Here is a 26625-nt window from a genome sequence, read left to right on the forward strand (position 1 = left end):
ACGGCATGTTTTTGTAACGGAACCGAGTCGTTCCCGCCATGGACAACGACACCCTCCTGAAGTTGCTCCTGGTCGTCGTCGGTGCCGTGGTCATGGTGTACTCGGTGGTGACGAGGTCTCTCCTCGTCGGACTCCTCATCCTGGTCCTCCTCGTCGGACTGTACCTCACTGTCCAACTGATTCGGGCCATCGCAGACTTCGGTTTCCAACTGGTAGCGGCCATCGAACACCTCGCCGAGGCCGTCGAGGCGAACGGTGGCGCATCCGTACCGGGACGTGGGGCGGAAATGCGGCAGGGCGACGACGCCGACGGGCGCGAGTCCGACCGGTCGCAGGCGGACGAACGCGGCGACTACGAACGCTTCGAGTAGCCCACGCCCGGGCATCCGGGGAGCGACGACCGGCGGCGTCCTCACCTGACGCCGAACAGTCGGCCGTCACGCTCTCGCACCTCGAAGCCGAGCGACTCGTAGAACGGACGCACGTTCGCCCCGAACCCGGCCGTCAGCCGTTGCTCCGCGTCGCACCGGTCGGCCGCAGCCTCCACCAGCGCGCGCCCGATGCCCTGGCCGCGCCGGTTCGGGCGGACGGCGACGGCGTCGACGTGGAGACGCGACGGCGACCCATCGCCGTCCCGTGGGACGAGGACGAGCGCCCCGAGGAGTCGCTCGCCGGCGGTGGCGACGAGCACGTCGTCCCGGGCGAGCGCCGGCCCCAGTTCGTCCGTCCGGAGCATGGCGGCGTCGAGGACACCTGCGACGGCCTGGGCCTCTCCCGGGCGCGCAGTTCGGACGGAGACGGAGTCGCCCGCGTCGCTGGCGTCAGAGCCGTCGGCACTGTCACCGGACATCGGTCACCCACCCTTGATGAGTCGCAACACGGTGACCTCCGTCGCTTCGACCGGCTGGTCCTCCGGCACGGGACGGCCGTCGACGAGGACGCTCACCTCGTGCGGGCTCAGGTCGACCGCCGCGAGGAGGTCGGCGTAGGTCGGGTCCGGGAGGTCCACCTCGTGGGTGGTCTCCCCTTTCACGTCCACGGTGACCTGCATGGACGTACGGTTGCCCGTCCGTGCGCCTAAGCGTGTCGCCACGGGACTGCGACCGACCCGAAAAGGATCCTCGTTCGCGCGCGACCCACCTACGCTGGCGGGACGCCGCCGACCTCGTCCTCCTCGCCGGCGCCGGGCGCGCCGGCCCTCCGCTCGCGGCCACCCACGTACCGGTCGTAGAGGACCAGCACGAGCGCGCCGAGGCCGAGCAGGAAGACGGCCCCGTCGAACACGCCGCCGACCCAGCCGAGCAGGTCGAACAGCGCGCCGAGGAGCAACCCGACCGTCAGTGCGACCCAGCGGTTCTCGCCCCCGGCGCGGGCGACGAGCCACGACCCGAGGGCGAACCGACCGTAGACGACGGCCACCCACGCGACGAGGGCGAACAGGCCGGCACCGACGAGCGTGATGGGGATGCCGACGATGGTCAGTGCCACCAGCACGAGTGCGACGGGCACCGCGACGACCGTCAACAGCCCCACGCCACCGCTCTCCAGGGGCGAATCCGCCACCCTGTCGGCCACCTGCCGGGAGAACCCGGGCAGGACGAGCAGGAGGACGGCCCCGAGCAGGAAGTTCACGAAGAACCCGTAGACGGCGAGTACCCAGTCGGTGACGGCGGGGAGGACATCGAACTCGGTCTGGCCGATGGTCTCGTCGCGGACGACGCTGCCACCGACGCTCGCACCCTCGGCCTGCCGGAGGTCGCCGTCGTACCGCAGGTCACCGCCGACGACGGCCGAGTCCGTCACGCTGATGACGTCGGCCCCGACCGCGGCGTCGCCCCGGACCGTCCCGGCGAGGGTGACGTCGGCCGCGCCGACGTTCAACTGCCCCCCGACGACGGCGCCGTCGAGCAGGCGCAGGGTCGCCGCCCCGACGGAGACGTCCCCGTCGACGCGACCGGCGATGTCGACGCTGGCGGCGGCGACGTTCAGGTCGCCCGTGACGACGCCGGTGTCCTCGATGCGGACGTCGGCGGCGGCCCCGTTCAGGTCGCCGTTCACCGTCCCGCGGACGACGACGGTCGACGCGAGGACGTCGAGGCCGTCGACCGTCTCGCCCTCCTCGACGACGTACGACCCGGCGACGGCGGACTCGGCCGCGACGAGGCCGGGGACCGACCCGAGGACGACGACGAGAACCATCAACGATACGAGTATTCTTCTACTGGCGGTAGAGACGCTCATACTGCTATATACGCCGCCACTTCACATATACTCGTAAGCTGGATTTCAAACACGGAGAACCGGGACACCGTCGGCCACGACCCGTCTCGGGGGGTTTATGACCGGACGTCCCCTCCGTCCGCACATGAGCGAGGCCGAGGAGTCAGGCGGGGAACCCGACGGCCAGCGGACGGTCTGGATCGAGAAGTACCGACCCGACGGACTCGACGAGGTAGTCGGACACGAGGACATCATCGGACGCATCGAGAGCTACGTCGACCGGAACGACCTGCCACACCTCATGTTCGCGGGGCCGGCCGGGGTCGGGAAGTGCGTGACTGGAGAGACGCCCGTTCTCACGAATCGAGGAGTGGAGCGTATCGAGGACGTCGTCGGCGATGTGGACGGGTTCGGCGAGCCCGACGATGGTCTGGAGGTTCTCACGTTCGGTGACGATGGTACGTTCAAGTACGTCGCACCGTCGAAGGTGTTCGGAAAGGAGGCCGACGAACTCGTCACCGTGAGCACTCGCGACGGGAACGAGTTCAGCGTGACACCCGAACACCGGCTCCTGACGCTCTCGACCGACGGGCTGGCGTGGCGGGAGGCGGAGAATCTATCTGCCGGGGATCGAGTCGTTCGCCCTCGTGAGGCACTGTCAATCGACGGTGAACCGACGCTCGACTGGGCGAGCGCGGTCGACCCGGACCGAATCTACGCGTACATCCCATCGGACCTCGCCGACGAGTACGGTCTGACCGGGGCGGAGGAGTACGTCGGCGTGAAGCGGCAGGTGTTTCGGGCGTACGCGAACGGGGAATCGCGAGAGACGGTGGTCGAGACGACGGGCCTCGACCCCGATACAGTAGGCAAGTACTGGCGAGAAGCGGCCGACTCTCTCGACGAAGAGGGGGCAAAGCGCGTCTCACTCGCCTCGTTGTTTGAACACGGTGTGACGGCAGCCGAGGTGCAGCAAGCAGTCGACAGAATCGAGTACGTCAACGCCAACAACTACCGGTCGGAGCCGATTTCGGTCCCCGACGAGGTGACGCCGGACCTCGCGAAACTCGTCGGCCTCGCGGTGAGCGAAGCGCGAATCGACAACGGCCGAATCCGGTTCTACAACACCGACGAGGATCTGCTCGACGAGTTCGAACGGATACTCGTCAAGACGTTCGACCTCGAACCGACGCGCGGCGAACAAGGTGGGACGCCGTTCGTCCGGGTCATCTCCGAAACGCTCACACACTTCCTTCGGGCGTGCTTCGACGTGTTCGACAGCTCCGGTGGTGGCGACGGTATCGGCTCGACAATCGTCACCGCACCCGAAGACGCACGGGGGGCGTTCCTTCGCGCGATGTTCGACGCGGAGGGGTACGTCGGGAAGAACGGTGCAATCGAGCTCACACAAAAGAACGCCGACCACATCACGCTTCTCTCGTACCTGCTGGCGGGTATCGGAATTCCGAGCAGGCGCAAGACCGAGCGCAAGGCAGCGCCCAACGGCTCCGAAGAGAAGTCGACCTATCATACCCTCAGCGTCTCCGGTGTCCCGTCACTCCGGCGATTCGAGGAGGAGGTCGGGTTCTCGCTCGGATACAAGGCCGACAGGTTGGCCGAACACGCGGCGAAAGAAGGAAACCCGAACTACGACACGATGCCGGTCCAGACGGCCGTCGACACGCTCTGTGACCAGCTCGACATCGACAAGAACTCGGCCGTCCCGGAGAGTCTGAACCCGGAATCGCCCGGAAGAGAGAACTACGAGGCTGCGATGGAGCAGGTGCTGTCGACCGCGACGACGCGGCTCGAAGCGGCACAGACGACTACCGAGCAGATCGCTGCACTCCGCCAGGAGGTCCAGGAGATCACCAGGACACCGGCGACGTGGATCGGTTCGCGCGAGCAGCTCGAACCGCTCGAAACACGGAAGGCAGTCGCCTCGGAGACCGGCGTCCGGACCGACAGACTGCTCGAGTACGCCGACGGCCGCCGAGCACCGACGGCCAGACGGACCGAGGAGATACTCGTCCATCTCGGCGATGTAGAGGCGGCTCCACCGGTCGAACGTGTGCAGACCGAACTCGCCGGACTCGTCGACGACCTCGGCGTCTCGTTCGAACGACTCGCAGCCGAAACGGGCCTTCGAGGCAACGATGTCTCGAACCTGTTGCGGAACGGCGACCACGACCTCAGCTCGCTCCCACGCTTCGAAACCGTCGCTGATGCGGTCGAGAGCGTGGCCAGCGAGATGTGCTCGCTGGAGGTCGTCGAGGCGCTCGGCACCCTCGACGTACTCGTCGGAGGAAATCTCTACTACGACGAGGTCGAGTCTGTCGAGCAGACTGACACCGCCGAGCGCGTCTACGACCTCACCGTTCCGGAGAGCCACAACTACGTCGCCGGGCAGGTCCCGACCGTGATGCACAATACCGCGACCGCCGTCTCCATCGCGAAGGAGATCTACGGCGACGACTGGCAGGAGAACTTCCTGGAACTCAACGCGTCGGACCAGCGGGGCATCGACGTCGTCCGGGACCGCATCAAGAGTTTCGCACGGTCCTCGTTCGGCGGGTACGACTACCGCATCATCTTCCTCGACGAGGCCGACGCGCTGACGAGCGACGCGCAGTCGGCGCTGCGCCGGACGATGGAGCAGTTCTCGAACAACACGCGGTTCGTCCTCTCGTGTAACTACTCCAGCAAGATAATCGACCCCATCCAGTCGCGGTGTGCCGTGTTCCGGTTCTCGCCGCTGTCGGACGAGGCCGTCGCGACGCAGGTCCGACACATCGCCGCGGCGGAGGGCATCGACGTCACCGACGACGGCGTCGACGCGCTGGTGTACGCGGCCGACGGCGACATGCGCAAGGCCATCAACGGCCTGCAGGCGGCCGCCGTGATGGGCGACACCGTCGACGAAGAGACGGTCTACGCCATCACCTCGACCGCCCGACCCGAGGAGGTGGAGGCGATGGTGACCGACGCGCTGAACGGGGACTTCATCGCGGCGCGTGCGAAACTCGACGACCTGCTGACCGAACGCGGCCTCGCGGGCGGGGACATCATCGACCAGATACACCGCTCGGCGTGGGAGTTCGACCTCGACGAACGGGCCGCGGTCCGACTGCTCGACCGCCTCGGCGAGGCCGACTACCGCATCACCACTGGCGCGAACGAGCGCGTCCAGCTAGAGGCGCTTCTGGCGTCGCTCGCACAGGGGTAGGTCACCCCGTCTCGACGTCGGCGGCGGTCTCGAACCGGAACTCGACGCCGCCCTCGTCGCTCTCGCCGACCGTGACCGTCCAGCCGTGAGCGTCCGCGATCTCCTGGACGATGGAGAGCCCGAGTCCGGTCCCCGAGTTGCTGGTCGTGTACCCGGACTCCAGGATGCGCTCCCGGTCCTCGGCGGGGACGCCCCTGCCGTCGTCGGCGACCGAGAACCCGGCGGCCCCGGGGAGGCGGTCGACGGTGACGGTGAGCGGCGACCCCTCGGTCCGGCGGCCGGGGACGTCGTCACTCGTGCCGTGCGTGACCGCGTTCCGGAAGAGGTTCTCGAGGAGTTCGACCACGCGTGCACGGTCGGCGTCGACGGTCACGTCGTCGACGACCGACAGTTCCGCGTCGCCGGTCTGGACGCCGGCCCAGGCCTGCGTCGCCACCGCGCCGATGTCGACCGGTTCGGGGTCGCCGACGACGTCGCCCTGGCGTGCCAGCGTGAGCAGGTCGTCGACGAGGGTGTTCATCCGTTCGTGAGCGTAGCGAATCTCCTCGAAGTACCGCTCGTCGCCGGAGTCCTCGGCCAGGTTGACGTAGCCCTCGGCGATGGAGAGCGGGTTCCGCAGGTCGTGGCTGACGATGCTGGCGAAGGCGTCGAGGCGCTCGTTCTGCCGTTCGAGTTCGCGCTGTCTCTGTTTCTCCTCGGTGATGTCGGTGTAGATGGCGTAGCCCTGCAGGCTCCGTTCGCCGCGCTCGAACGGGACGACGTGCAGGAGGAAGTCGCGGATGCCGTCCCGTGTGGTCCGTCTCGAGACGACGTTGAGGCTCTCCCCGGCGACGAGTTTCTCGTTCAGCGCCGCGGCCTCGTCCTCGAACCCCTCGGGGACGATGTACTCGTCGATGTCCTCGCCGACGAGCGTCTCGTTCGACCACCCGAACACCGACTCGAACTCGGGGTTGACCTCCTGGACGCGGAGTGCGCCGTCGGCGTACGCGAACCGGACCGCCGGGTCAGGCACGTTCTCGAACAGCGCGGAGAGTCGGTCGCGTTCCCGGCGGAGGTCGGACTCCGCCTGGAGGCGCTCGACCGTCTGGGCGACGTGCGTCGCCAGCAGTTCCGTGAGTTCTCGGTCTCGCTCGTCGAAGGCGTCGACCTGGCACGACCAGGCCACGAGTACGCCGAAGTCGCCGACCGGTACCGAGAGGACCGACCTGTACTCGTGGTCGTCCCCGGGCCCGTCGTCTTCGAGCGTGCTGACGTCCTCGACGACGACGGAGTCGCCGGACTGGAACGTCTCGCCGGCGATTCCCTCGTCGGTCGCCGACCCGTCCGCGGGGACGTCCCCGGCGTCGGCCATCGCGTCGGACACGGCCACCGGGACGAAGTGGCCGTCGCGGGCGCTGTAGAGGCCGACGAGGTCGAGGTCGAGTACCTCCTCGGCGACCCGGGCCGTCACCTGGCCGACGGCCGCCGAGGTGTCGCAGGCGGCCAGTTCGACCGCGACGTCGTGCAATCGCTCTATCTTCGCGTTGGTCTCCCGGAGGGCCGTCACGGTGTCGCTCTGGTCGACGATGCGGAGCGCGACTTCGTCGACGAGACGGGTCACCGTCCCGGACCGCCCGTCGTCGCGGACGAAGCCGTCGGCGTCCACCTCGTCGCAGACGGTCACGGGGTCGGCGTCCGCGAACACGACCACCGGGGCGAGGGTAGCACCGACGGTCGTCCGGACGGCGTCGGCGGACGTCGGGTCCTCGGCGACGACGAGACACGAGCAGTCGTCGCCGGGCGAGTCACCGGGAGCGAGCGTCTCTACCGGCCACTCGCCGTCGATGGCGTCGGCGACCGATTCGCGCCGCTCGGGGTGGGACGCGACGACTGCGACGGGTCCCACCGCGGTCTCCGCGGCAGGGTACCCTCCCGGTCTCTCGTCGTCTCTCACTTCCCGTGAATAGTAGTCGGGGAGTGTTAATCCTGCCGCCCGACAGCAGTTCGCACGTGACAGTCGGCGTCAGTTCAGGGCCCATATCGCGTAGTTGAGCACCGCCGCGAAACTGACCCACGCCAGGTACGGGACGAGCAGCGCCGCCGCGGTGCGGTCGACCCGGTCGAACGCGCGGACCGTGGCGACGACGAGCACCCAGAGGACGACGATTATCGCGAGGCCGAGGTCGGGGCGCTGGAACGTGAAGAACGCCGGCGTCCAGGCCACGTTGAACGCCATCTGGAGGGCGAACGTCCCGACTGCGACCTTCACCGTCCGGTCGCCGATTCCCGCCGACCAGACCCGGTACAGCGCGATGCCCATGAGCGTGAACAGCAACGTCCACACGACCCCGAAGGCCCACCCCGGCGGGTAGAACCAGGGCTTCTCGAGCGACTGGAACCACGCCGTGTCGGGGCCGCCGAGGACCGCCGGGACGGCGCCGACGACGTTCACGAGGAGGACGAACCCGAGGATGCGGAGCAACTCGCCGCCGTCGGGCCGGTCGAGCAACCCACCGTTTTCGGTCGACATGGGGAGTCCTACGTCACGAGTGACCGAAAGGCGTTGGTCGAACGAGTTAGGTCGGTGGGCCCCGGCGGCCACGAGATACAATCGAGGTAATATGTCTCACGGGTAGTATTGTCAACTAACGTTACAGTCTGCCCGGACACCCGTTCTGGCCCCTGCGAGGAGGTGGTCGCACGTGCCCGCCGGTTCCTGCCAGAATCGCCCGATACCGGCGTTGCGGAACTGTTTTACCGCCCGGACGGTCACTGTGGGGTACGAATGAGCGAGCTCGAATCGGAGTATCGCCTCGACTATTTCGAGGCGGAAGGGTTCGTGCGACGGGAGTGCGTCGACTGCGGCGCCCACTTCTGGACGCGCGACCACGACCGGGAGACGTGCGGGGAACCCCCCTGCGAGGACTACAGTTTCATCGACAACCCGGGGTTCGACGAGGCCTACACGCTCGAAGAGATGCGAGAGGCGTTCCTGTCGTTCTTCGAGGCCCACGGCCACGAGCGAATCGAGCCGTACCCCGTGGCGGCGAACCGCTGGCGCGACGACGTGCTGCTGACGCAGGCGTCCATCTACGACTTCCAGCCACTCGTCACGTCGGGTCAGACGCCGCCACCGGCGAACCCCCTGTGCATCAGCCAGCCCTGCATCCGGATGCAGGACATCGACAACGTGGGCAAGACGGGCCGTCACACGATGGCGTTCGAGATGATGGCCCACCACGCGTTCAACGCCCGCGAGGACATCGAGGACCCCGACCAGTACGCCTACCAGGGCGAGGTGTACTGGAAGGACGAGACCGTCAAGTACTGCGACGAACTGTTCGAGTCGCTGGGCGCGAACCTCGACGAGATAACCTACATCGAGGACCCGTGGGTCGGCGGCGGCAACGCCGGCCCCGCCATCGAGGTCATCTACCGGGGCGCCGAACTGGCGACGCTCGTCTTCATGTCGATGGAGCAGGACCCCGAGGGCGAGTACGAGATGAAGGACGGGAACCGCTACTCGCCGATGGACACGTACATCGTCGACACCGGCTACGGTCTCGAACGGTGGACCTGGATGTCCCAGGGGACGCCGACGGTGTACGAGGCGGTCTACCCCGACATGATAGCCTTCCTCAAGGAGAACGCCGGCGTCGAACTCGACGACGACGAGGCCCAGCTCGTCCACCGGGCCGCCAAGCTCGCCGGCCACATGGACATCGACGAGGCCGAGGACATGGAGGCCGCCCGCGAGACCATCGCCGACAAACTCGACGTCGAGGCCGACCGCCTCGTCGAGTTGATGGAGCCACTGGAGGACATCTACGCCATCACCGACCACTGCCGGACCCTCGCGTACATGTTCGGCGACGGCATCGTCCCGTCGAACGTCTCGACGGGCTACCTCGCCCGGATGGTGCTCCGGCGGACGAAGCGACTGTGTGACACCGTCGGCGTCGACGCACCGCTGGACGAACTCGTCGACATGCAGGCCAAGCGCCTGGGCTACGAGAACCGGGACACCATCCGCGAGATAGTCCGCAACGAGGTCGAGAAGTACCACGAGACGCTCGAACGCGGCGGCCGGAAGGTCCGCCAGCTCGCCGAGGAGTACGCCCGCAAGTCCGAGCCGATTCCGACGAGCGAACTCATCGAACTGTACGACAGCCACGGCATCCAGCCGGACATGGTCGAAGAGATCGCCGACGAGGAGGGCGCACGGGTCAACGTCCCCGACGACTTCTACTCCCTGGTCGCCCAGCGCCACGACGGCGCCGAGGCGTTCGAGGAGGAGGGGGAAGACGCGGACGACCGACTCGACGACCTGCCCGCCACCGAACGGCTCTACTACGAGGACCAGCAGCGCACCGAGTTCGAGGCCGTCGTCCTCGACGTGTTCGAGCGCGACGACGGCTACGACGTCGTGCTGGACCAGACGATGTTCTACCCCGAGGGAGGTGGCCAGCCGGCCGACGCCGGCACGCTCTCGACGGACGACGTGACCGTCGAGGTGACCGACGTCCAGCTCGACGGCGACGTCATCCTCCACCGGACCGACGAGGACCCGGGCAAGGGCGAGTTCGTCCGCGGACAGCTCGACACCTACCGCCGGAAGCAGTTGATGCGCAACCACACGGCGACCCACGTCATCATCCACGCCGCCCGCGAGGTGCTCGGCGAGCACATCCGGCAGGCCGGTGCCCAGAAGGACGTCGCGTCCTCGCGCATCGACCTCCACCACTACGAGCGCATCACCCGCGAGGAGGTCAGGGAGATAGAGCGCTACGCGAACGAACTGGTGATGGAGAACACGCCGGTCAAACAGGAGTGGCCCCACCGCCACGAGGCCGAGGAGGAACACGGGTTCGACCTGTACCAGGGCGGCATCCCACCGGGGACGAACATCCGCCTCATCCACGTCGCCGAGGACGTCCAGGCCTGCGGTGGCACGCACGTCGCCCGGACCGGCGACATCGGCGTCATCAAGATACTGACGAGCGAGCGCGTCCAGGACGGCGTCGAGCGCATCAACTTCGCCGCCGGGGACGCCGCGGTGCAGGCGACCCAGCAGACCGAGGACGCGCTGTACGACACCGCCGAGGTGTTCGACGTCTCGCCGCAGGAGGTGCCCGACACGGCCGAGCGCTTCTTCGAGGAGTGGAAGGCCCGGGGCAAGACCATCGAGGACCTCAAGGAGCAACTCGCCGAGGTCCGTGCGGCCGGGTCCGCCGACGTCGAGGAGGTCGACGTGGACGGGACGCCCGCCGTCATCCAGCGCGTCGACGCCGACATGGACGAACTCCGGGCGACGGCGAACGCGCTGGTCGAGGAGGGCAAGATCGCCGTCCTCGGGTCCGGACTCGACGGCGCGCAGTTCGTCGTCGCCGTCCCCGACGGCAGCGACCTGAACGCCGGTGCGGTCGTCAGCGAACTCGCCAGCAGGGTCGGCGGCGGCGGCGGTGGCCCGCCGGACTTCGCGCAGGGCGGCGGTCCGGACGCCACCGCGCTCGACGACGCACTCGACGACGCGCCGGACGTGCTCCAGGCAGTCCTCGACCACTGAGGACGGGACCCCCGAGGCCGGTTTTTTCAAAGAGACCGTCGATAATCCCGTATGGCACGAACGAACGCGTCGACCCGTGACAGCGATCGGTTCGGCCGAGACGGCCTCCTCGAGTTCGCCGTCGGCTATCCCCGGACGGTCGGGTGGCGGCCGACGCTCGTCGGCGGCCTCCTCGTCCTGTTGAGCATCCTCGTCCTCCCGGTGTTCGTCCTCCTCGGCTACCAGGCCAGACTCGGCCGCAGTGCGGCAAACGGGTGGCCCCAGCCGGAACTGGTCGACGTCGGCGACCTGTTCGTCGAGGGGCTGAAACTGTTCGCGGTCCTGCTCCCGCCGGTGCTGCTGTTCGCCGGCGTGTACGCCACGTTCGTCCTCGGAGGGACGGCGGTCGAGTCGGACGCCCTCGTCACCGCCGGTGGCCTCGTCGTCCTGGTCCTGTACCTCCTGCTCGTGTTCCTCGTCCCGGCGTTGCAGACCGGCTACTACGTCACGGGGAGCGTCACGAGGACGTTCACGAGCGGCGTCGTGACCGACTTCGCGTTCACGGGGTACTACGTGAAGGCGACGCTCGTCTACCTCGTCCTCGTCGTCGTCGCGAACGTGGTCTACCTCGTCTCCATCGTCACCATCGTCGGCCCGCTGTTCGTCGCCGCGTTCTTCGCGTTCGCACAGGGGTCGTTCTGGGGCTACGCCTACTACCGGGCCGCCGAGCGGGGAATCGTCCCGCCACCGAGCGAGTTCGGTCCTGACACGCCCCCGGGCCACCCCGGGGAACACGACCGGACCGCGAAGTTCTGACGGGCAGAACGTTTTTCCTCCAGACACGAGTCGTCCGAACCATGGTACGGAGGGACGCCACGTCGCCGCGCCCGGACCGGGGTGACCGACCCTGAGTCCCGGCCGCGACCCCCGGGAGGGCCGGGCCGACGAGGGGCAGTGGCCCCACGGCGAGGATGCCGGACGGGCGGCCGATGCGTCGTGGCCACACGGCGGGACCGACACTCCCCGGCGACCCGTCGAACGGCCATCGTCGAGCGACCGCCGCGACCGCCCGCGTCCCGGACCGACCGACGGGTGGGCCGACAGACTCGGTCGACGCCAGTACGACCACGAGCCGCGCCGGACCCTCGAACCGACCGGCTACGACGGCGTCGACCCGGCAGTGTTCGACGGGAACGCCGCCTCGTTCGCGCTCAGGTACCCGTTCGGGCGCGGGGGAACCGCCGTCGTGCTGACGATGGTACTCTCGCTGCTCTCGTTCCTCGTCGTCCCGGCGACGTTCGTCGTCGGCTACCTCGTCCGACTCGCCGGGGCGGCCGCCCGCGCGGAGCAACCGCCGGAGTACGAGGACCTCGGGGGGCTACTGGTGCTCGGGGTCGCCGCGTCGGTCGGACTCGTCGGGTACGCCGGCGCGGTCGCGGCGCTGGTCTACGCCGGGTTGCAGGTGGACGTGACCCTCGCCGGTGCGTTCACCGTCGCAGGGTGCTACTTCGCGCCCGCGTCGGTGACCGCCCTCGCAGCGACGGGCGCGGTCGGACCGGCCGCAGCCGTCGACGGGGTGCTCTCGTTCGCCCTCACCCGTCACTACCTGTTCCGGTTCGTCGCCTACGTCCTGGTCGTCGTCATCGCCGGCGTCGTCGGTCTGGTGGCCCTGTTCTTCGTGCCCTTCGGACTGCTCCTGGCGCCGCTGGCGGCGGTCCCGTCGGCGGCCTACTGGGGCCACGCCTACGGCACGGCCCTGGACGAGGGCGTCGTCGATCCGCTCCCGGCGGACGGGTAACCGGCCGACGACCGCCGGAAGGCTTTTTCCGCGTACCTCCGTCGTGTCAGTTCGATGTGGGCCCGTGCGTCCGCCCCGTACGCGAGAGGGAGCAACCGATGAGCGACGAGGACCTGACGGGCGACCGGCGTCGACACCCGGAACGCCCGGATGGCCGGGGACAGCGCGTCACGACGTGGGACGGTCGGCGGACCCGCGACGACGTCTCCTGGGACTTCGACGCTCGGCCGTCGCGTCGCCGCGAGTCGGCCGACCGGTTCGGCCACCGCCGACGGCGCGACTACGCGAGCAGTCGCCGGGTCCCCCGGGCCGACGTCGCCCCGTTCGACTTCGACCGGAAGGGGCCGTTCGGATTCGCCGTCACCTATCCCTTCCAGCGCGGTGTGGGGCCGGTGCTGAAGGCCGGACTGCTGACCCTGGGGAGTGCCCTCCTCCTGTTCACGCCGCTCGTGTTCCTGTTCGGCTACCTGTTCAGACTCACCCGCCACGCTGCCCAGGGTCGTGACCAGCCGGCGTTCGAGGACTACGGACAGATGCTCACCGACGGCGTCGGCTACGTCGTCGTCTTCACGCTGGCGGGCCTCGGGTGGCTGCTCGCCTACGCCGTCGGTACCGAACTCCACGCGGCGGTCGGAGCGACGTTCGGCCTCGTCGGCGCGTACCTGTTCCCCGCCGTCCTCACCGTCTACCCGGTCACCGGGAGCGTCGCGACGACGTTCACGTCGAGTCGGGCCCTCGACCTCGCGTTCACCGGATACTACGTGAAGCACCTGCTGGTCTTCGTCGCCCTCGTCGTCGTCCTCCGCATCGTGACGGCCGTCAGCGCGTTCGCGCTCCTGGTCGGCCTGGCGTGGGGGTGGGCGTTCTCGTTCCTCGCCACCGGTGCGTACTGGGGGTTCGTCTACTACGCCGGCGCACGCGACGGCGTCCTCGAACCCACGGAGCAGGCCGACCAGCGAAACGGCTTCTGAGACGTTCGCGCAAGAGCCAGTGCTGTAGCGGACAGCGACGGAGCGATTCGAGCGCGTTCCCTGCCAGCGAACGGGCGCACTACGACGGCCAGTCGCGCGACCCGGACGGACGGGTGCCCGCCTCGGGGAGGTCGAGCACGTCGAGGGCGGCGTCTCTGACCGCCGGAACGTTCGCCTCCGGGCAGTAGACGCCGAGTCGCCACTGCACCGACTGGGCGGCCTGGAGGCCCTTCACGAGCGGTGATTCCTCGTGGAGTCGGCGGACTTCGCCGTTGACGACGACGCGGGTGGAGGATTCCGGCATCGACGGGCGACCGGGCACGTCGAGCAGGACGTCCTGGATGGCCACGTCGGCAGCGTCGGCGACGGCGTGCTCCCAGTCGCGGACCGTCTCGTGGTCGGCGTCGACGACCCGGTCCGGGACGTCGTCGAGTTCCGCCCAGACGGCCCGCTTGTAGAGGTCGCGTTCGGCGATGCGGGTGGCCACGTCGGCGGTGTCGTCGTGCCGATGGAGTTCGGCGACGAGTTCGTCGTCGGTCATGCGAGCGAACCGCTCGACGGTGAGGTCGGTCCCGTCGAGGAGGCGCTCGCAGACGCGTTCGAGCATCGCGCCGGCGATGCGGGAGACGTGGTGGCGGTAGACGGTCGCGTTCATCAGCGCCCGTGCGACCAGCATCGACTCGGCGGTGGCGAGGTTCCCCTCGGCCAGCGCGAGGTCGCCGTCGATGAACGTCAGCGCACGGAGGAGTCGTCCCTGGTCGATGGTGCCGTAGGGGACCCCGGAGTGGTGGGCGTCGCGGACGAGGTAGTCCATCCGGTCCACGTCGAGTTCGCCCGAGACGAGCTGGCCGAGTTCGCCCTGCCCGTCGATGACGTCGGCGACCACGTCCGTCGACAGCCCGTGGGATTCGAGGACGGCGGCGAGTTCCTCGCCGGAGAGCAGGTCGTGGACCTCGTCGTGGTGCCGGCCGAGTCGGCGCTGGATGATGCCCTCGGTCTGGTGCCCGTAGGGGCCGTGCCCGACGTCGTGGAGCAGGGCGGCGGCCTGCACCGCCTCGGCGCGGGACCCCTCCACGTCCAGGTGGTCGCAGGCCCGGCGGGCGAGGTGGTAGACGCCGAGGGAGTGTTCGAACCGCGTGTGGTTCGCAGACGGGTAGACGAGTCGGACCGTCGAGAGCTGCTTGATGTGACGCAGCCGTTGCATCGCCGCCGTATCGAGCAGGTCGGCGACGACGCCCGACACCTCGATGTAGTCGTGGACGCTGTCCTTGATGGCGTGCATTGGCCGAGTACACTCGTCGGCGAGCCAAAAGGAACCCGAATCTCTCGGGCTCGCTGGCCGGCACCATCCGTGAACGGTTTCCCGTGCCGACGTCTCGGTTCGCCCATGCCGACGACGACCCGGGACGGGACGACGCTGTACTACGAGACCGACGGCGACGGCGAGACGGTCGCGTTCGTGCCCGACGTCGGGTGCGGGGCGTGGCTCTGGGGCTGGCAGCACGCCGCCCTCGCCGGTCCCTACGAGACGCTGGTGTGGAACACGCGCGGGACGGGCCGGTCGGACCCGCCGGCCGGCCCGTGTTCGGTCGCGACCCTCGCCAACGACCTGGACGCCGTGCTGTCGGCCCACGGCACCCGGTCGGTCCACCTCGTCGGGTGTGGCCTGGGCGCGATGGTGGCGCTCCACTACGCCCGACAGTCCGGGCGGGTGCGGACGCTCGCGCTCCTCGGCGGTGCCGCGACGGGCGACGAGTACGACCCCGACCCGATGTTCGCCGACCCCGGCGACGAGGCGGCCTGCCGCGAGACGCTGTCGGCCGTCCTCTCCGACGGGTTCCGCGCCGACCACCCGGACGTCTGCGACGGCATCGCCCGGTGGCGATGCGACGAGGACGCCGACGAGGAGTCGTGGCGGTACCAGCGCGCCGCCGTCGACGGGTTCGACGCGAGACCGCTGTACGAACTGGACCAGCCGGCGCTCGTCGTGGCGGGCGGCGCGGACGAACTCGTCGAGGCGGGGGCCGGACGGCGACTCGCCGATGGGCTTCCCCGTGGCGAACTGCGGTCGTTCCCCGACGCCGGGCACTTCGTCGGCGTCGAACGCTCCCGACCGGTGAACGACGCGCTCCGGGGCTTCCTCGACGACGAGACGGGCGAGCACTAGGGGTCGACGACGACGACGTCGCCGCCGTCGCCTCGACGACCGCGAATCCGGGGTGCCGGCCCCCGAGGGGCACCACCCCGGTATACGACTCGGGACGTATCTGTGGCCACGTCCGGGGCGGGAGGCTAGACAGTTAGCTGGTCGAGTGTCGCGCGACACGCCGTGACGCGGTTCCCGTCCCGGTCGTAGTCGACGACGTCGATCCGGTCGAGGAGCGGGAGATGGCGGTGGTGGAGCGATATCTCGACCGCGCGCTGCGAGGGGACGTCGTCCGCTTTCGTCGCGACCTCGCGGGCGACGTCGGAGAGCGGTATCGGCGGGAGCCTCGACTGTACTACCTCGAGGGCGTGCTTGCGGCGCTGGTCGGCGAGTATCCTGTGTCGGTCCTCGGTCGAGACGTGGACCGACTCCTGTTCGTCTGCGTCGTCGGTTCGTGAGTCTGCCATGCTGAGTCACCTCCAATCGAAGTCGAGAGCGCGATTCGGAGTGTACCCGGACACTGGGACCTGCCGCCGATAAGGCCTGTTTAACATATATTAGGTCCCGGTCGACCGGGGGAGGCGCCAGTTCGTCGCTCCAGTCGTGACGACTGCTCGCCGTCTGCGATTCAGATAGTGACCGGAGAGCGACGCCTGTCGACCGGATTCCTGATTCCGTCGACGGAGTCTTGAATAGGATGGAACCCCCCATGTGTGCAATGAGTACTGTGGCACTGACTGACGCACTCCGAGAGACACTCGGCGTCTTCGAGTCGGTTCGTCCCGGGACGCCACTGACGACGAGCGAAGTGACGGAAGACCTCGACGTAGGGCGACGCAGTACCTACAGCAGACTCGAACGACTGGCCGACCACGGCTACATCGAGTCGAAGGAGGTCGGCGCGCGCGGCCGGGTGTGGTGGCGACCCGTCCGGCCGGCAGCGTTGGGAGCGGGGTCCGAGGACGCGCCGGTCGATTACGCCGCCATCGCCGCCGACCTGCCGGGGATGGGCTACCGCGCACGATTCGACGGCACGAGGACGGTAACGTACATCAGCGACGCCTGCGCGAGGGTGACGGGGTACGACCCCGACGACGTGGCGTCTGGGGCCGTCGACTGGGAGGAAGACGTCGTCCACCCCGACGACGTCGCCCATGTCCGGCAGGACGTCGCCGAGGGACTCGAACAGACGGGGCGGTTCACGACCCAGTATCGCATCGAGGACGCCGGTGGCGAGGTACGGTGGTTGTGGGAACACGGTCGCGACGTCGGTGACGACCACGCCGTCGAGGGTATCGTCGTCGAACTGACCGACGAGACGTGGACCGACGCCGTCGTCCGGGAGAGCGAACGCACGTTCCGGACGCTCGTCGACTCGGTCGACGAGTGTGCCATCGTCACGCTCGACGCCGACGGTCACGTCCAGACGTGGAACGACGGGGCGCAGGCGATAACCGGGTACGACCGCGATGCGGCCCTCGGCGAACACGTCGAGACGTTCTACACGCCGGCCGACCGGGAGGCGGACGTGCCAGACCGGGCGCTCGCGGAGGCCGCCTCCGGCGAGGCGGTGACGGACGACGAGTGGTACCGGCGGGCCGACGGGTCGCGGGTCTACGCGAACGTGACGATTTCGGGAATCCACGACGGCGCGGGGTCGCTCACGGGGTACGTGATGGTCGTCCGCGACCTGCAGGAGCGACGCGAACGCGAACGCGAGCTAGCGCGAGAGCGCGACCACTTCGACTCCATCCTCGAGAACAGTCCCAACGGCATCGCCGTCTTCCGCCCGGACGGCGTCGCAGACCGGGTCAACACCCGGTTCGCGGACCTCCTCGACCTCGACGAGGAGGCGGTTGCCGACTACGAGCTCGACGACATCGTCCTCCGCGACGGGGACGGCGACCCGATTCCGAGCGCGGAGCGACCGGCACAGCGGACCCTCGCGACGGGCGAACGCGTGTCGGACCAGCGAGTCACCGTCGAGAACGACGACGGCCGTCCCCGGTGGCTCTCCGTCGACACCGCACCGATAACCTTCGACGACGGCGTCGGCGTCGTCGCCTCGATAACCGACGTGACGCAACTCGAGGCGCAGGCCCGGCGCCTCGAACGCCGACGGTCAGAACTGGAATCGGAACTCGAGGACGTGTTCGCGCGAATCGACGACGCGTTCTACGCACTCGACGACGACCTGCGGTTCACGTACGTCAACGAGCGCGCGGCCGCGTTGCTCGACGAGGACCGGTCGGACCTGCTCGGGTCCGCCCTCGAGGACGCGTTCGAGGGCGACGACCAGTTCGTGATGGGCGACGTGCTCCGCCGGGCGATGGAGACCCAGGAGTCGGTGTCGTACGAGGAGTACGTCCCGCCGCTCGAAATCTGGCTCCAGTTCCGGGTGTACCCGTCGGAGAGCGGCCTCTCGGTGTACTTCAGCGACGTCACGGGGCGCAAGCAGCGCGAGCAGGAACTCGAGGAGTACGAGCGCATCATCGAGACGGTCGACGACGGCATCTACGTCGTCGACCGCGAGAACCGCTACCGGTTCGTCAACGATGCGTTCGCGGCGATGATCGGCCGTTCCCCGGAGGCCCTCGTCGGCACCCCCATCTCCGACGTGTTCGACGAGGACGTCGTCGAGGCCGGTCGAGCAGTCGAACGTTCGCTCCGGTCAGGGGACCGCGACGGGATGACCGTCGAGGCGGAGATAGAGACCGACAGCGGCGAGTCGTTCCAGGCCGAGACGCGGTTCGCCCTGGTGTCCGACGACGACGACGCCCGGCGAGTCGGCGTCGTCCGCGACGTCAGCGACCGGGTCGAGCGCCAGCGGGAACTCGAACGGTACGAGACGATAATCGAGACGGTCGACGACGGCATCTACGTCCTCGACGACGAGTACCGCTTCGTCCTCGTCAACGACGCCTACGTGGAACTGACCGGGTACACGCGCGAGGAACTGCTGGGCGCGCACTGCTCACACGTCGTCGGCGAGGACATATCCCGACTGGCCTCGGAACTGTCCCAGGAACTCGCCGGGGGCGAGGGCGACCACGCCGTCGTCGAGGCCGAGATTCCGCGCGACGAGGGCGACGGCGTCCTCGCCGAGAGCAAGTTCACGGCGCTGAACGGGTCCGACGACGGCTACGCCGGGTCGGTCGGCGTCGTCCGCGACGTCACCGAACGGAGACAGCGGGAACGGGCCATCGAACGCCACCGGGAGCACCTCGTCGTGCTCAACGACCTCAGCCGCGTCGTCCGGGACATCACCGACGCGGTCATCGAGCAGTCGACCAGGGAGGAGATAGAGCGCGTCGTCTGTGAGGGACTCGCCGGAGCCGACTCCTACCAGTTCGCGTGGACCGGCGAGGTCGACTCGAAGAGCGATTCGCTCCAGTTCCGGACGGGCGTCGGCGTCGACGGGCCGCCCGAGACGACGATATCGGTCGACCCCGACGACGAGGTCAGCGCGTGCCCGGCCGGGATGGCCGCGATAACGCGGGAACTGCAGACGGCACAGACGGTTCCGAACGCGAGGTTCGACCTCTGGCCCGACGGCGGGAGCGAGGTCGAGTCCTGGGCCGCCATCCCCATCTCCTACGGCGGCACGCTCTACGGCGTGTTGAACGTCGCCACCGACCGGCGGAACGCCTTCACCGGCGACGAGGAGGCCGTCGTCCGCCACCTCGGTGAGGTCGTCGGTCACGCCATCGCCGCCGTCGAACGCAAGCGGGCCCTGCTGAGCGACGAGGTGGTCGAACTCGAGTTCGCGGTGCGGGACTACCTCGACGGCCTGGAGACGTCGTGTGCGACCGACGGGTTGCTGACCCTCGAACGCTGGGTCCCCGCCGGCGACGACACGTACCTCGCGTACGGCACGGAGCGAGACGGGATGCTGGACACGCTCGACGCCCTCGTCGAGGAGCGTCCGCACCTGCGAGAGGTGACCGTACTGGAGGAGAGCGAGGACCGCACGCGCTTCGAACTCAGGATGGTCGAACCGCCGATACTCGCGGCCATCACCGACCACGGCGGGTACATCGAGCAGGCGGCCATCAGGGACGGCGACTACCACATCCAGATTCACCTGGCCACGAGCGCGGACGTCCGTGGCGTCATCGAACTCGTCCAGGACACCTTCGAGGGGGCACAGCTGGTCAGCCGACGCCAGGTCTCCCGCGACACCGGCTACACGAGAGGGACCATCCAGTTGCTCTCGGAGCGACTCACCGACAGACAGCGGACGGCGCTCGAGGCCGCGTTCTACTCGGGGTACTTCGAGTGGCCGCGCAAGAGTTCCGGCCAGGACGTCGCGGACTCGATGGACATCACGCCGCCGACGTTCCACCAGTTACTGCGGAAGGCACACCAGCGGTTGCTCGAATCCGTCCTCGCCGGTTCCACGTCCGGGTAGCGGCAGTTGCACGTCCGGGTAGCGGCAGTTCCACGTCCGGGTAGCGGCGGGCGTCCGCCGTCGGGCGTGGGTGGTATACGATGAAGCACCGCGAAAAGCGACAGGGTCCGCCAGACCGCACTGTTCTACCGACGGCGAACCGACGAAACCAGCGTGGCACGTCGGCCGGGCGGCGGCAGCAGGTTGCTTGGCGTGGTGCAGTGGGTGTGGTGCGGTGCGGTGCAGGTGCAGCCAGTGGGGGGATGGATGCGACCTGTGTTCGCTGCGGGTGCGACGCAGCGGACGGTGGGTACAGCCAGCGGGTGGTGCGGTGTGGCGGACGGCGGTGCGGTGGGTGCAGCGGTGCGTCGGTTCTGCGGTACGACGCATCCGTTCCTTGGACCGGCACGGGTGTATCGGTTGCCCCTAACAGACTAGGCTAGTCGCCCGATTTCGGGCGTCAGCGACGACGGCAGGGCTTGCCGGGGCGCAACGCACTTGACGATGGCTCCACTTCGTTTCGACGATGAGTCGCGTTCGAATCGCGCTGCTGCTGGCTGCACACGACGATGCGGACACCCGTCGCAACTTCCGCCGGGAACTCGACGCCGACGTCGCCGAGTTCCCGGTCACCGAGGGCGACCTCCCGGGGACGTACGACTTCGACGCCGTCGTCGTCACCGGGTCGCGCTCGTCGGTGTACTGGGACGAACCGTGGATAGCGGCCACTCGCGAGTGGGTCCGCGGGGCCGCCGACCGCGGGATTCCCTGTCTCGGCGTCTGCTGGGGCCACCAGTTGCTCGCCGACGCACTCGGGGGACGCGTCGCACCCATGGGCGAGTACGAGATCGGCTACCGCGAGGTCGAGCGCGTCGGCGAGAATCCCCTCCTGTCGGGACTGGACGACCGTTTCACCGTGTTCACCACGCACTCCGACGCCGTCGTCGAACTCCCCGAGGGTGCCGAGGAGATCGCGGCGAACGAGTACGGCAACCACGGCTTCCGGCGCGAGCACGTCTTCGGCGTGCAGTTCCACCCCGAGTACGACACCGAGACGGCCCGCGTCGTGACCGAGGGGAAGGAGGAACTGGCGGACGAGCGCAAGGCCGCCGTCGTCGACGACATCACCGAGGAGAACTACGCCAGGGCCTGCGAGGCGAAACCGCTGTTCGACAACTTCGTCGCGTACGTCGAGTCCGTCCGGGGCGGTCGCGTGGAGTCGGCGACCGACTGAGGTACGCCACGAACCGCCTCACGAACGCGTACCGGCCGCCTCCCGTCGCCGTCGGTTCGGGAGCGACGCCGACGGTGCCGCGTCGAAAATACATTTAAACGAGTGGGGCCGTCTGTATAGCAAACGATGAACGTCCTGTCCAACGTTCGACAACCGGAGTACACCGGAGAGAACCGCTGCTGGCCGTGTACGACGGTGAACGGTCTCATCGCGCTGGGGCTGACCGCCGTCGTCTGGGCCGCCGTCTCCGCCGCCGCCGGCGCGACGCTGGCCGCCGGTGCGGCCGTCGCCGTCGTCGCGCTCTCGGCCGCGAGCATCTGGCTCCGTGGCTACCTCGTCCCCGGGACGCCCGAACTGACGAAGCGATACATGCCCGAACGGGTGCTCGCGTGGTTCGGCAAGGCCCCGGACCACTCCGTGCCCCGGGCGGGAGAGACACGCGAGGTCGACCCCGAGACGTTCCTCACCGAAGCGGGGGTGCTCGAACCCTGCGCGGACGTCGACGACCTCTGTCTGGCCGCCGACTTCGGCGACCAGTGGGACGACGAACTCGCCGACACCGGCGCGGTCGGACCGGACGACGTGCGCGCCGTCTTCGGCCTCGACGACGGGGAGTACGACCTGAACTTCCGCGAGGAGGCCGTCCTGCTCGAACGCGACGGGCGCCGGGCCGGCGAGTGGCCGTCGCGGACCGCGCTCCGGGTCGACGTCGCTGGCGGGCGCGCACTCGCCGGATTCGACCGCGAGGCGTGGGCGGACCTGGACCCGATCGCCCGGGGGCGCATCCTCAACGGCCTCCGCGTGTTCCTCGACGACTGCCCCGACGGCGGTCCCGTCGAGATGAAAGAGGAGACCGTCGAGTCCTGCTGTAACTCGTACGACGTCGTCGCGCTGGTCTGTGCGGACAGCGGTGAGCGCGTGCTCGAACAGCGCGTCGCCTGAGTCGGCACTGCTCGGACGGATGTAGGAGTATTTTTTAAGCGCGTAGGTCAGAGCCAGAGTATGCTCGACTACGTCGGTCTCGAATCCGACCTCGACGACGAGGAACGGCTGATACGTAACACGGCCCGCGACTTCGTCGAGGACCGCGTCCGCCCGGACATCGCCGAACACTACGAGGAGGGCACCTTCCCGACCCACCTCATCACCGAGATGGGCGACCTCGGCTTCTACGCCCCGAACCTCGACGGCTACGACCTGCCGAACGTCTCCGAGACGGCCTACGGCCTGCTGATGCAGGAACTCGAGGCCTGCGACTCCGGTCTCCGGTCGATGGCCAGCGTGCAGGGCGCACTCGTCATGTACCCCATCCACGCCTTCGGCAGCGAGGCCCAGAAGGACGAGTGGCTCCCCGACATGGGTCGCGGCGAGAAGATCGGCTGCTTCGGCCTGACCGAACCCCAGCACGGGTCGAACCCCTCCGCCATGGAGACCCGGGCCGAGGCAGACGGCGACGGCTACGTCCTCAACGGGTCGAAGACGTGGATAACGAACGCGCCCATCGCCGACGTGGCCATCGTCTGGGCACGGGACCAGAGCAGCGAGGGAGACCCGGTCCGGGGCTTCCTCGTCGAGACCGACCGCGACGGCGTCTCGGTCAACAAGATAACCGAGAAGCTGTCGCTCCGGGCCTCCATCACCGGCGAGTTCGGCCTCAACGACGTGTACGTGCCCGAGGAGAACGTGCTCCCCGGCGTCGAGGGCATGAAGGGACCGCTCTCCTGTCTCACGCAGGCCCGGTACGGCATCGCCTGGGGTGCGGTCGGCGCGGCCCGGGACTGCTTCGAGACGGCCCGGGAGTACGCCACCGACCGCGAGCAGTTCGGCAAGCCCATCGGGAGCTTCCAGCTCCAGCAGGAGAAACTGGCCGAGATGGCGACCCAGATAACGACGGCACAGTTGCTCGCCCACCGCCTCGCCGACCTGAAAGAGCGCGGCGACCTGCGCCCGCAGCACGTCTCGATGGCCAAGCGCAACAACGTCCGCATGGCCCGCGACCAGGCCCGCGTCGCCCGCGAGATGCTCGGCGGCAACGGCATCACCAGCGACTACTCGCCGATGCGCCACATGGCCAACATGGAGACCGTCTACACCTACGAGGGGACCCACGACATCCACACGCTGATCCTGGGCCATGACCTGACCGGAATCGCGGCGTTCGAGTAAGGGGACGTAATCGACGGGGTCGCTCGCGTGGCAGCGTCGAGGCGAGACTCCTGCTTACGCCGAGTCGCCGCGGACGAAGGTTACGGGACAGTGCGCCGAGAGCATGACCTCCTGGGCGGTGCTGCCGAAGACGGCCTTGCCGGTCGGCGAGCGCTTGCGGCCACCGACGACGACGAGGTCTGCGCCCTCTTCCTCGGCCAGTCCGGCGATGCCCTGGCCGTAGTCGCCGAGCGCGCCGCGCACCTCGTGGTCGACGTCGGCCGCCTCGAGGGCGTCGGCCAGGTCGCGGACGACCCCGAATCGGCGGGCGATGACGTCCGGGGTGACCTCGGAATCGGGGCCGAAGTTGAGCGCCTCGCGGCGCTCCTGGTACGCCTCCCTCGTGAAGACGTGACCGAGGACGACGCGTGCGCCGGACGGTCCGGCCAGGTCGATGGTCTTCTCGGCGAGTTGCTCGACGCGGTTCGCGTCGCCCGAGCCGAGGGCGACGAAGACTGTCTGGAAACCGTTCTGCGTCTGCTGATGGGCTGTGCTCGTCTGCATAGCTACTCGTTCGTCCCCGGAGCCAATAAAATGGCGAAACGTTTACTCAGCCCCGAGTAAAGTTCTGTCGTGGAAGTTCGTGTCGGTCCTCCCGACAAAGCACTTACCAGTCGGCGCGGAAGCCACGGCTATGCCCTCCCGCAGACGAATCCTCCAGACCGGGGGGTCGGTGCTGGCCGCGGCGGTCGCCGGTTGCCTGTCGGACACCGGCGGTCCGGCGACCGGGACCGACCCGACTACCATCGACGAGTCACCCCACCTGACCGCGACGACGGTTCGACCCGAAACGGTCCCCCCGGGGTCGACCGTCGTGGTGGCGTCGGAGGCTCTCCTGAACCTGCTGCACGAAGCGTCGGTCGCCGACGACCACGTCGACCTCGACTGGAACGGCCCCATCGACCACGACGGGCCACTCCCGTTCGGCGGGTTCGAGTACGTACAGTTCGGCGACGGGACCTACGACCCGAGCGCGAGACGCGTCCCGTTCGCCGGTGAGGCGAGCTACCAGTACCGACCCGAGAGGGTGCCGGAGAGCGAGGTCGACGAGGCCGATGGGGTCGTGTACGTCACAGATCTGACCGACACGGAGAGAGACATCGCCGAACAGCTAGTCTCCGGCCAGTCGTATGCCGTCGGGATGCACGAGGAGAAACCGTCGGCGGCGTACACGTTCGAACGGAACCGGTACGTCCGTTCGGCCGACGAGACGTACGAAATCACGGTCCTCGTGGGCGACAGCGCAGCCCACCACGTGCTCCGCCTGGACCCGGCCGACCCGCCGTCCGACGCGCAGGTAGTCACCGTGACCGACGACCATCTCGCGAGGCATCTCCAGGGGTCCGTCTCCACCGCCATCGAAGATGGCTCGGTCGGGCTCACTCCGTCGGTCGCCGACGAGTTCGCCAGCGCGCTCGCCGGGGTGGACTACGTGGTGACCGTCGGCGCGGTGGCGAACGTCGCGGTGGTCGGGACTGCCTGACCGGGGACCGCGCGACCGCACGTCGAACCCTGCACTGGCCGCCGGAACCGACGGCCTCTTACAGCGACGTCGGTGACGAGTAGGTACTGTGACGACGCCGGTGACCGAGTAGAATGGGATTCGCGTGGCGCTACCGACAGACGGTCCTCATCCTGAGCACGCTAGCCTTCTTCGCGACGATGGCCGGCCGACTGGTCATCAGCCCCGTCGTTCCGTTCATCACCGACGAGTTCCACGTCTCGAAGTCGCTCGTCGGACTCGCGCTCACGGGCATGTGGATGTCGTACTTCGCCGCCCAGTTCCCGAGCGGCGTGCTCGCCGACCGGTACGGCGAGCGACCCGTCATCCTCCTCGCCGTCGGCGGGACGGCCGTCGCGAGCCTCCTGCTCGCCCTCTCACCGGTGTTCGCCGTCTTCGTTCTCGCCACGGTGCTGCTCGGTGCGGTCGCCGGCCTCCACTACAGCGTCGCCGCGACGCTCCTGACGCGGACCTACGACGACCTCGGGTTCGCCATCGGCTTCCACAACTCCGGCGGGCCGGCCGCCGGCCTGGTCGCGCCCGTGGTCGCCGCCTGGGTCGGCGTCCGGTACGGCTGGCGGCCCGCTGTCGCGCTCGGGGCCCTCGTCGCGGTTCCCATCTTCGTCCTGTTCGCCTGGCGCGTCCACCCGACGGAACCTCGGCGACCGACCGAACCGATGCGCGACCGCTTCGAACTCGGCCCCCTCGTCGAACTGCTCTCGCGGCGGAAGATCGCCTTCACCGTCTGCCTGGCCGTCGGGGGCGCGTTCGTCTGGCAGGCGACGGCGTCGTTCCTGCCGACGTTCCTCGTCGAGTACCGCGACCAGTCGGAGACGTTGGCCGGGGCGGTCTTCTCCGCGTACTTCGTCGTCCAGGCGGTCACGCAGGTCGGCGTCGGTGCGGCCTCGGACCGGTTCGGCCGCCAGGTCGCGACGGCGGGGTGCATGCTCCTCGCCGCGTCGGGGTTCGTCCTGCTGGTGGCCGTCCCGGGGGTCCTCTCGCTCGCGGTCGCAGTCCTGCTCGTCGGGACGGGCCTCGGGTGGGGCGGCGCACTCCTGCCGCGGTTCATGGACGAACTCGCCGAGGCCGAGCAGGGTGCCGGGTTCGGCCTCGTCCGGACGGTCTACGGCGTCGTCGGGTCGGTGGGGTCGGTCGCGACCGGGACGTTCGCCGAACTCTTCGGCTGGGTCTTCGCCATCGGGGTGCTCGTCGCCCTCCTCTCGCTGGTGTTCCTCGCACTCGTGGTGAACCGGGCGTTCGATCTGGGTTACTGAGTCCCGACGAAGCACTCACCGGACGAGCGTGACGGTCGACGCGTGTGCTCCCGCAGTGACGCCCGCCAGGCCGGCACTGCGGTGCTCGCTGCCGCGGTCGCCGGTTGTCTCACCGACGGCGACTTCCGTTGACGGA

Annotated in this window: 21 protein-coding genes; 13 read left to right on the top strand and 8 right to left on the bottom strand. The window is 68.7% G+C overall.

Annotation, left to right across the window (positions count from 1 at the left end):
- The first annotated feature begins 38 nt into the window (after positions 1 to 38).
- Positions 39 to 371, top strand: coding sequence for a hypothetical protein (locus tag ACSC1W_RS15120; protein WP_435348387.1), 333 nt, complete (start codon positions 39 to 41; stop codon positions 369 to 371).
- 41 nt (positions 372 to 412) lie between these two features.
- Here ACSC1W_RS15120 and ACSC1W_RS15125 read toward each other — a convergent pair whose 3' ends face one another.
- From ACSC1W_RS15125 to ACSC1W_RS15135, 3 genes are all read right to left on the bottom strand, one after another.
- Positions 413 to 850 (bottom strand): GNAT family N-acetyltransferase, encoded by a 438-nt coding sequence (locus tag ACSC1W_RS15125; protein WP_435348388.1) that lies wholly within the window; start codon positions 848 to 850, stop codon positions 413 to 415.
- Between the two features lie 3 nt (positions 851 to 853).
- Entirely contained in the window at positions 854 to 1051 is a 198-nt protein-coding gene (samp2, locus tag ACSC1W_RS15130) for a ubiquitin-like small modifier protein SAMP2 (RefSeq protein WP_435348389.1), read from the bottom strand.
- An 89-nt stretch (positions 1052 to 1140) separates the two neighbouring features.
- On the bottom strand, positions 1141 to 2241 hold the full coding sequence (locus tag ACSC1W_RS15135; protein ID WP_435348390.1) for a bactofilin family protein: 1101 nt from the start codon (positions 2239 to 2241) through the stop codon (positions 1141 to 1143).
- 124 nt (positions 2242 to 2365) lie between these two features.
- Between ACSC1W_RS15135 and ACSC1W_RS15140 the strand changes: the two genes are divergently transcribed.
- Positions 2366 to 5446, top strand: coding sequence for a replication factor C small subunit (locus ACSC1W_RS15140; RefSeq protein WP_435348391.1), 3081 nt, complete (start codon positions 2366 to 2368; stop codon positions 5444 to 5446).
- A 1-nt stretch (position 5447) separates the two neighbouring features.
- Here ACSC1W_RS15140 and ACSC1W_RS15145 read toward each other — a convergent pair whose 3' ends face one another.
- Positions 5448 to 7331 (bottom strand): ATP-binding protein, encoded by a 1884-nt coding sequence (locus ACSC1W_RS15145; protein ID WP_435348392.1) that lies wholly within the window; start codon positions 7329 to 7331, stop codon positions 5448 to 5450.
- Between the two features lie 117 nt (positions 7332 to 7448).
- Positions 7449 to 7955 carry a TspO/MBR family protein gene (locus ACSC1W_RS15150; protein ID WP_435348393.1) on the bottom strand — a complete coding sequence of 169 codons (507 nt, stop codon included), beginning with the start codon at positions 7953 to 7955 and terminating at the stop codon, positions 7449 to 7451.
- Positions 7956 to 8210: 255 nt separating this feature from the next.
- Between ACSC1W_RS15150 and alaS the strand changes: the two genes are divergently transcribed.
- From alaS to ACSC1W_RS15170, 4 genes are all read left to right on the top strand, one after another.
- Positions 8211 to 10991 carry an alanine--tRNA ligase gene (gene alaS, locus ACSC1W_RS15155; protein ID WP_435348394.1) on the top strand — a complete coding sequence of 927 codons (2781 nt, stop codon included), beginning with the start codon at positions 8211 to 8213 and terminating at the stop codon, positions 10989 to 10991.
- Positions 10992 to 11042: 51 nt separating this feature from the next.
- The gene (locus tag ACSC1W_RS15160; RefSeq protein WP_435348395.1) at positions 11043 to 11786 is read left to right on the top strand and encodes a DUF4013 domain-containing protein; all 744 of its coding nucleotides are present in this window, start codon (positions 11043 to 11045) and stop codon (positions 11784 to 11786) included.
- Positions 11787 to 12150: 364 nt separating this feature from the next.
- Positions 12151 to 12768: a DUF4013 domain-containing protein gene (locus tag ACSC1W_RS15165; RefSeq protein WP_435348396.1), complete on the top strand. Its 618-nt coding sequence runs from the start codon at positions 12151 to 12153 to the stop codon at positions 12766 to 12768.
- 98 nt (positions 12769 to 12866) lie between these two features.
- Positions 12867 to 13739, top strand: coding sequence for a DUF4013 domain-containing protein (locus tag ACSC1W_RS15170; RefSeq protein WP_435348397.1), 873 nt, complete (start codon positions 12867 to 12869; stop codon positions 13737 to 13739).
- A 79-nt stretch (positions 13740 to 13818) separates the two neighbouring features.
- On the opposite strand, the gene ACSC1W_RS15175 is transcribed toward ACSC1W_RS15170, so the two are convergent.
- Entirely contained in the window at positions 13819 to 15021 is a 1203-nt protein-coding gene (locus tag ACSC1W_RS15175; protein WP_435348398.1) for an HD domain-containing protein, read from the bottom strand.
- A 105-nt stretch (positions 15022 to 15126) separates the two neighbouring features.
- Here ACSC1W_RS15175 and ACSC1W_RS15180 point away from each other — a divergent pair, with 105 nt between their 5' ends.
- Positions 15127 to 15906, top strand: a complete 780-nt coding sequence (locus ACSC1W_RS15180) for an alpha/beta fold hydrolase (RefSeq protein ID WP_435348399.1) — start codon at positions 15127 to 15129, stop codon at positions 15904 to 15906.
- A gap of 125 nt (positions 15907 to 16031) precedes the next feature.
- On the opposite strand, the gene ACSC1W_RS15185 is transcribed toward ACSC1W_RS15180, so the two are convergent.
- Positions 16032 to 16352 (bottom strand): DUF7344 domain-containing protein, encoded by a 321-nt coding sequence (locus ACSC1W_RS15185; protein WP_435348400.1) that lies wholly within the window; start codon positions 16350 to 16352, stop codon positions 16032 to 16034.
- Positions 16353 to 16603: 251 nt separating this feature from the next.
- On the opposite strand from ACSC1W_RS15185, the gene ACSC1W_RS15190 reads away from it, so the two are divergent.
- The 4 genes from ACSC1W_RS15190 (at position 16604) to ACSC1W_RS15205 (ending at position 23675) form a co-directional block, all read left to right on the top strand.
- Positions 16604 to 20296 (top strand): PAS domain S-box protein, encoded by a 3693-nt coding sequence (locus tag ACSC1W_RS15190; protein ID WP_435348401.1) that lies wholly within the window; start codon positions 16604 to 16606, stop codon positions 20294 to 20296.
- A 505-nt stretch (positions 20297 to 20801) separates the two neighbouring features.
- Positions 20802 to 21509 carry a type 1 glutamine amidotransferase gene (locus ACSC1W_RS15195; RefSeq protein ID WP_435348402.1) on the top strand — a complete coding sequence of 236 codons (708 nt, stop codon included), beginning with the start codon at positions 20802 to 20804 and terminating at the stop codon, positions 21507 to 21509.
- 126 nt (positions 21510 to 21635) lie between these two features.
- Positions 21636 to 22451, top strand: a complete 816-nt coding sequence (locus ACSC1W_RS15200) for a DUF8054 domain-containing protein (protein ID WP_435348403.1) — start codon at positions 21636 to 21638, stop codon at positions 22449 to 22451.
- Positions 22452 to 22511: 60 nt separating this feature from the next.
- Positions 22512 to 23675, top strand: a complete 1164-nt coding sequence (locus ACSC1W_RS15205; RefSeq protein ID WP_435348404.1) for an acyl-CoA dehydrogenase family protein — start codon at positions 22512 to 22514, stop codon at positions 23673 to 23675.
- A 54-nt stretch (positions 23676 to 23729) separates the two neighbouring features.
- Here ACSC1W_RS15205 and ACSC1W_RS15210 read toward each other — a convergent pair whose 3' ends face one another.
- The gene (locus tag ACSC1W_RS15210; RefSeq protein WP_435348405.1) at positions 23730 to 24218 is read right to left on the bottom strand and encodes a universal stress protein; all 489 of its coding nucleotides are present in this window, start codon (positions 24216 to 24218) and stop codon (positions 23730 to 23732) included.
- Between the two features lie 130 nt (positions 24219 to 24348).
- Between ACSC1W_RS15210 and ACSC1W_RS15215 the strand changes: the two genes are divergently transcribed.
- A complete protein-coding gene (locus ACSC1W_RS15215; RefSeq protein WP_435348406.1) occupies positions 24349 to 25197 on the top strand; it encodes a hypothetical protein in 849 nt (282 codons plus the stop codon).
- Positions 25198 to 25310: 113 nt separating this feature from the next.
- Positions 25311 to 26489 (top strand): MFS transporter, encoded by a 1179-nt coding sequence (locus ACSC1W_RS15220; protein ID WP_435348407.1) that lies wholly within the window; start codon positions 25311 to 25313, stop codon positions 26487 to 26489.
- The last annotated feature ends 136 nt before the right edge of the window (positions 26490 to 26625 follow it).

It is taken from the genome of Haloarchaeobius marinus (genome assembly GCF_051207415.1).
Classification (GTDB): Archaea; Halobacteriota; Halobacteria; order Halobacteriales; family Natrialbaceae; genus Haloarchaeobius.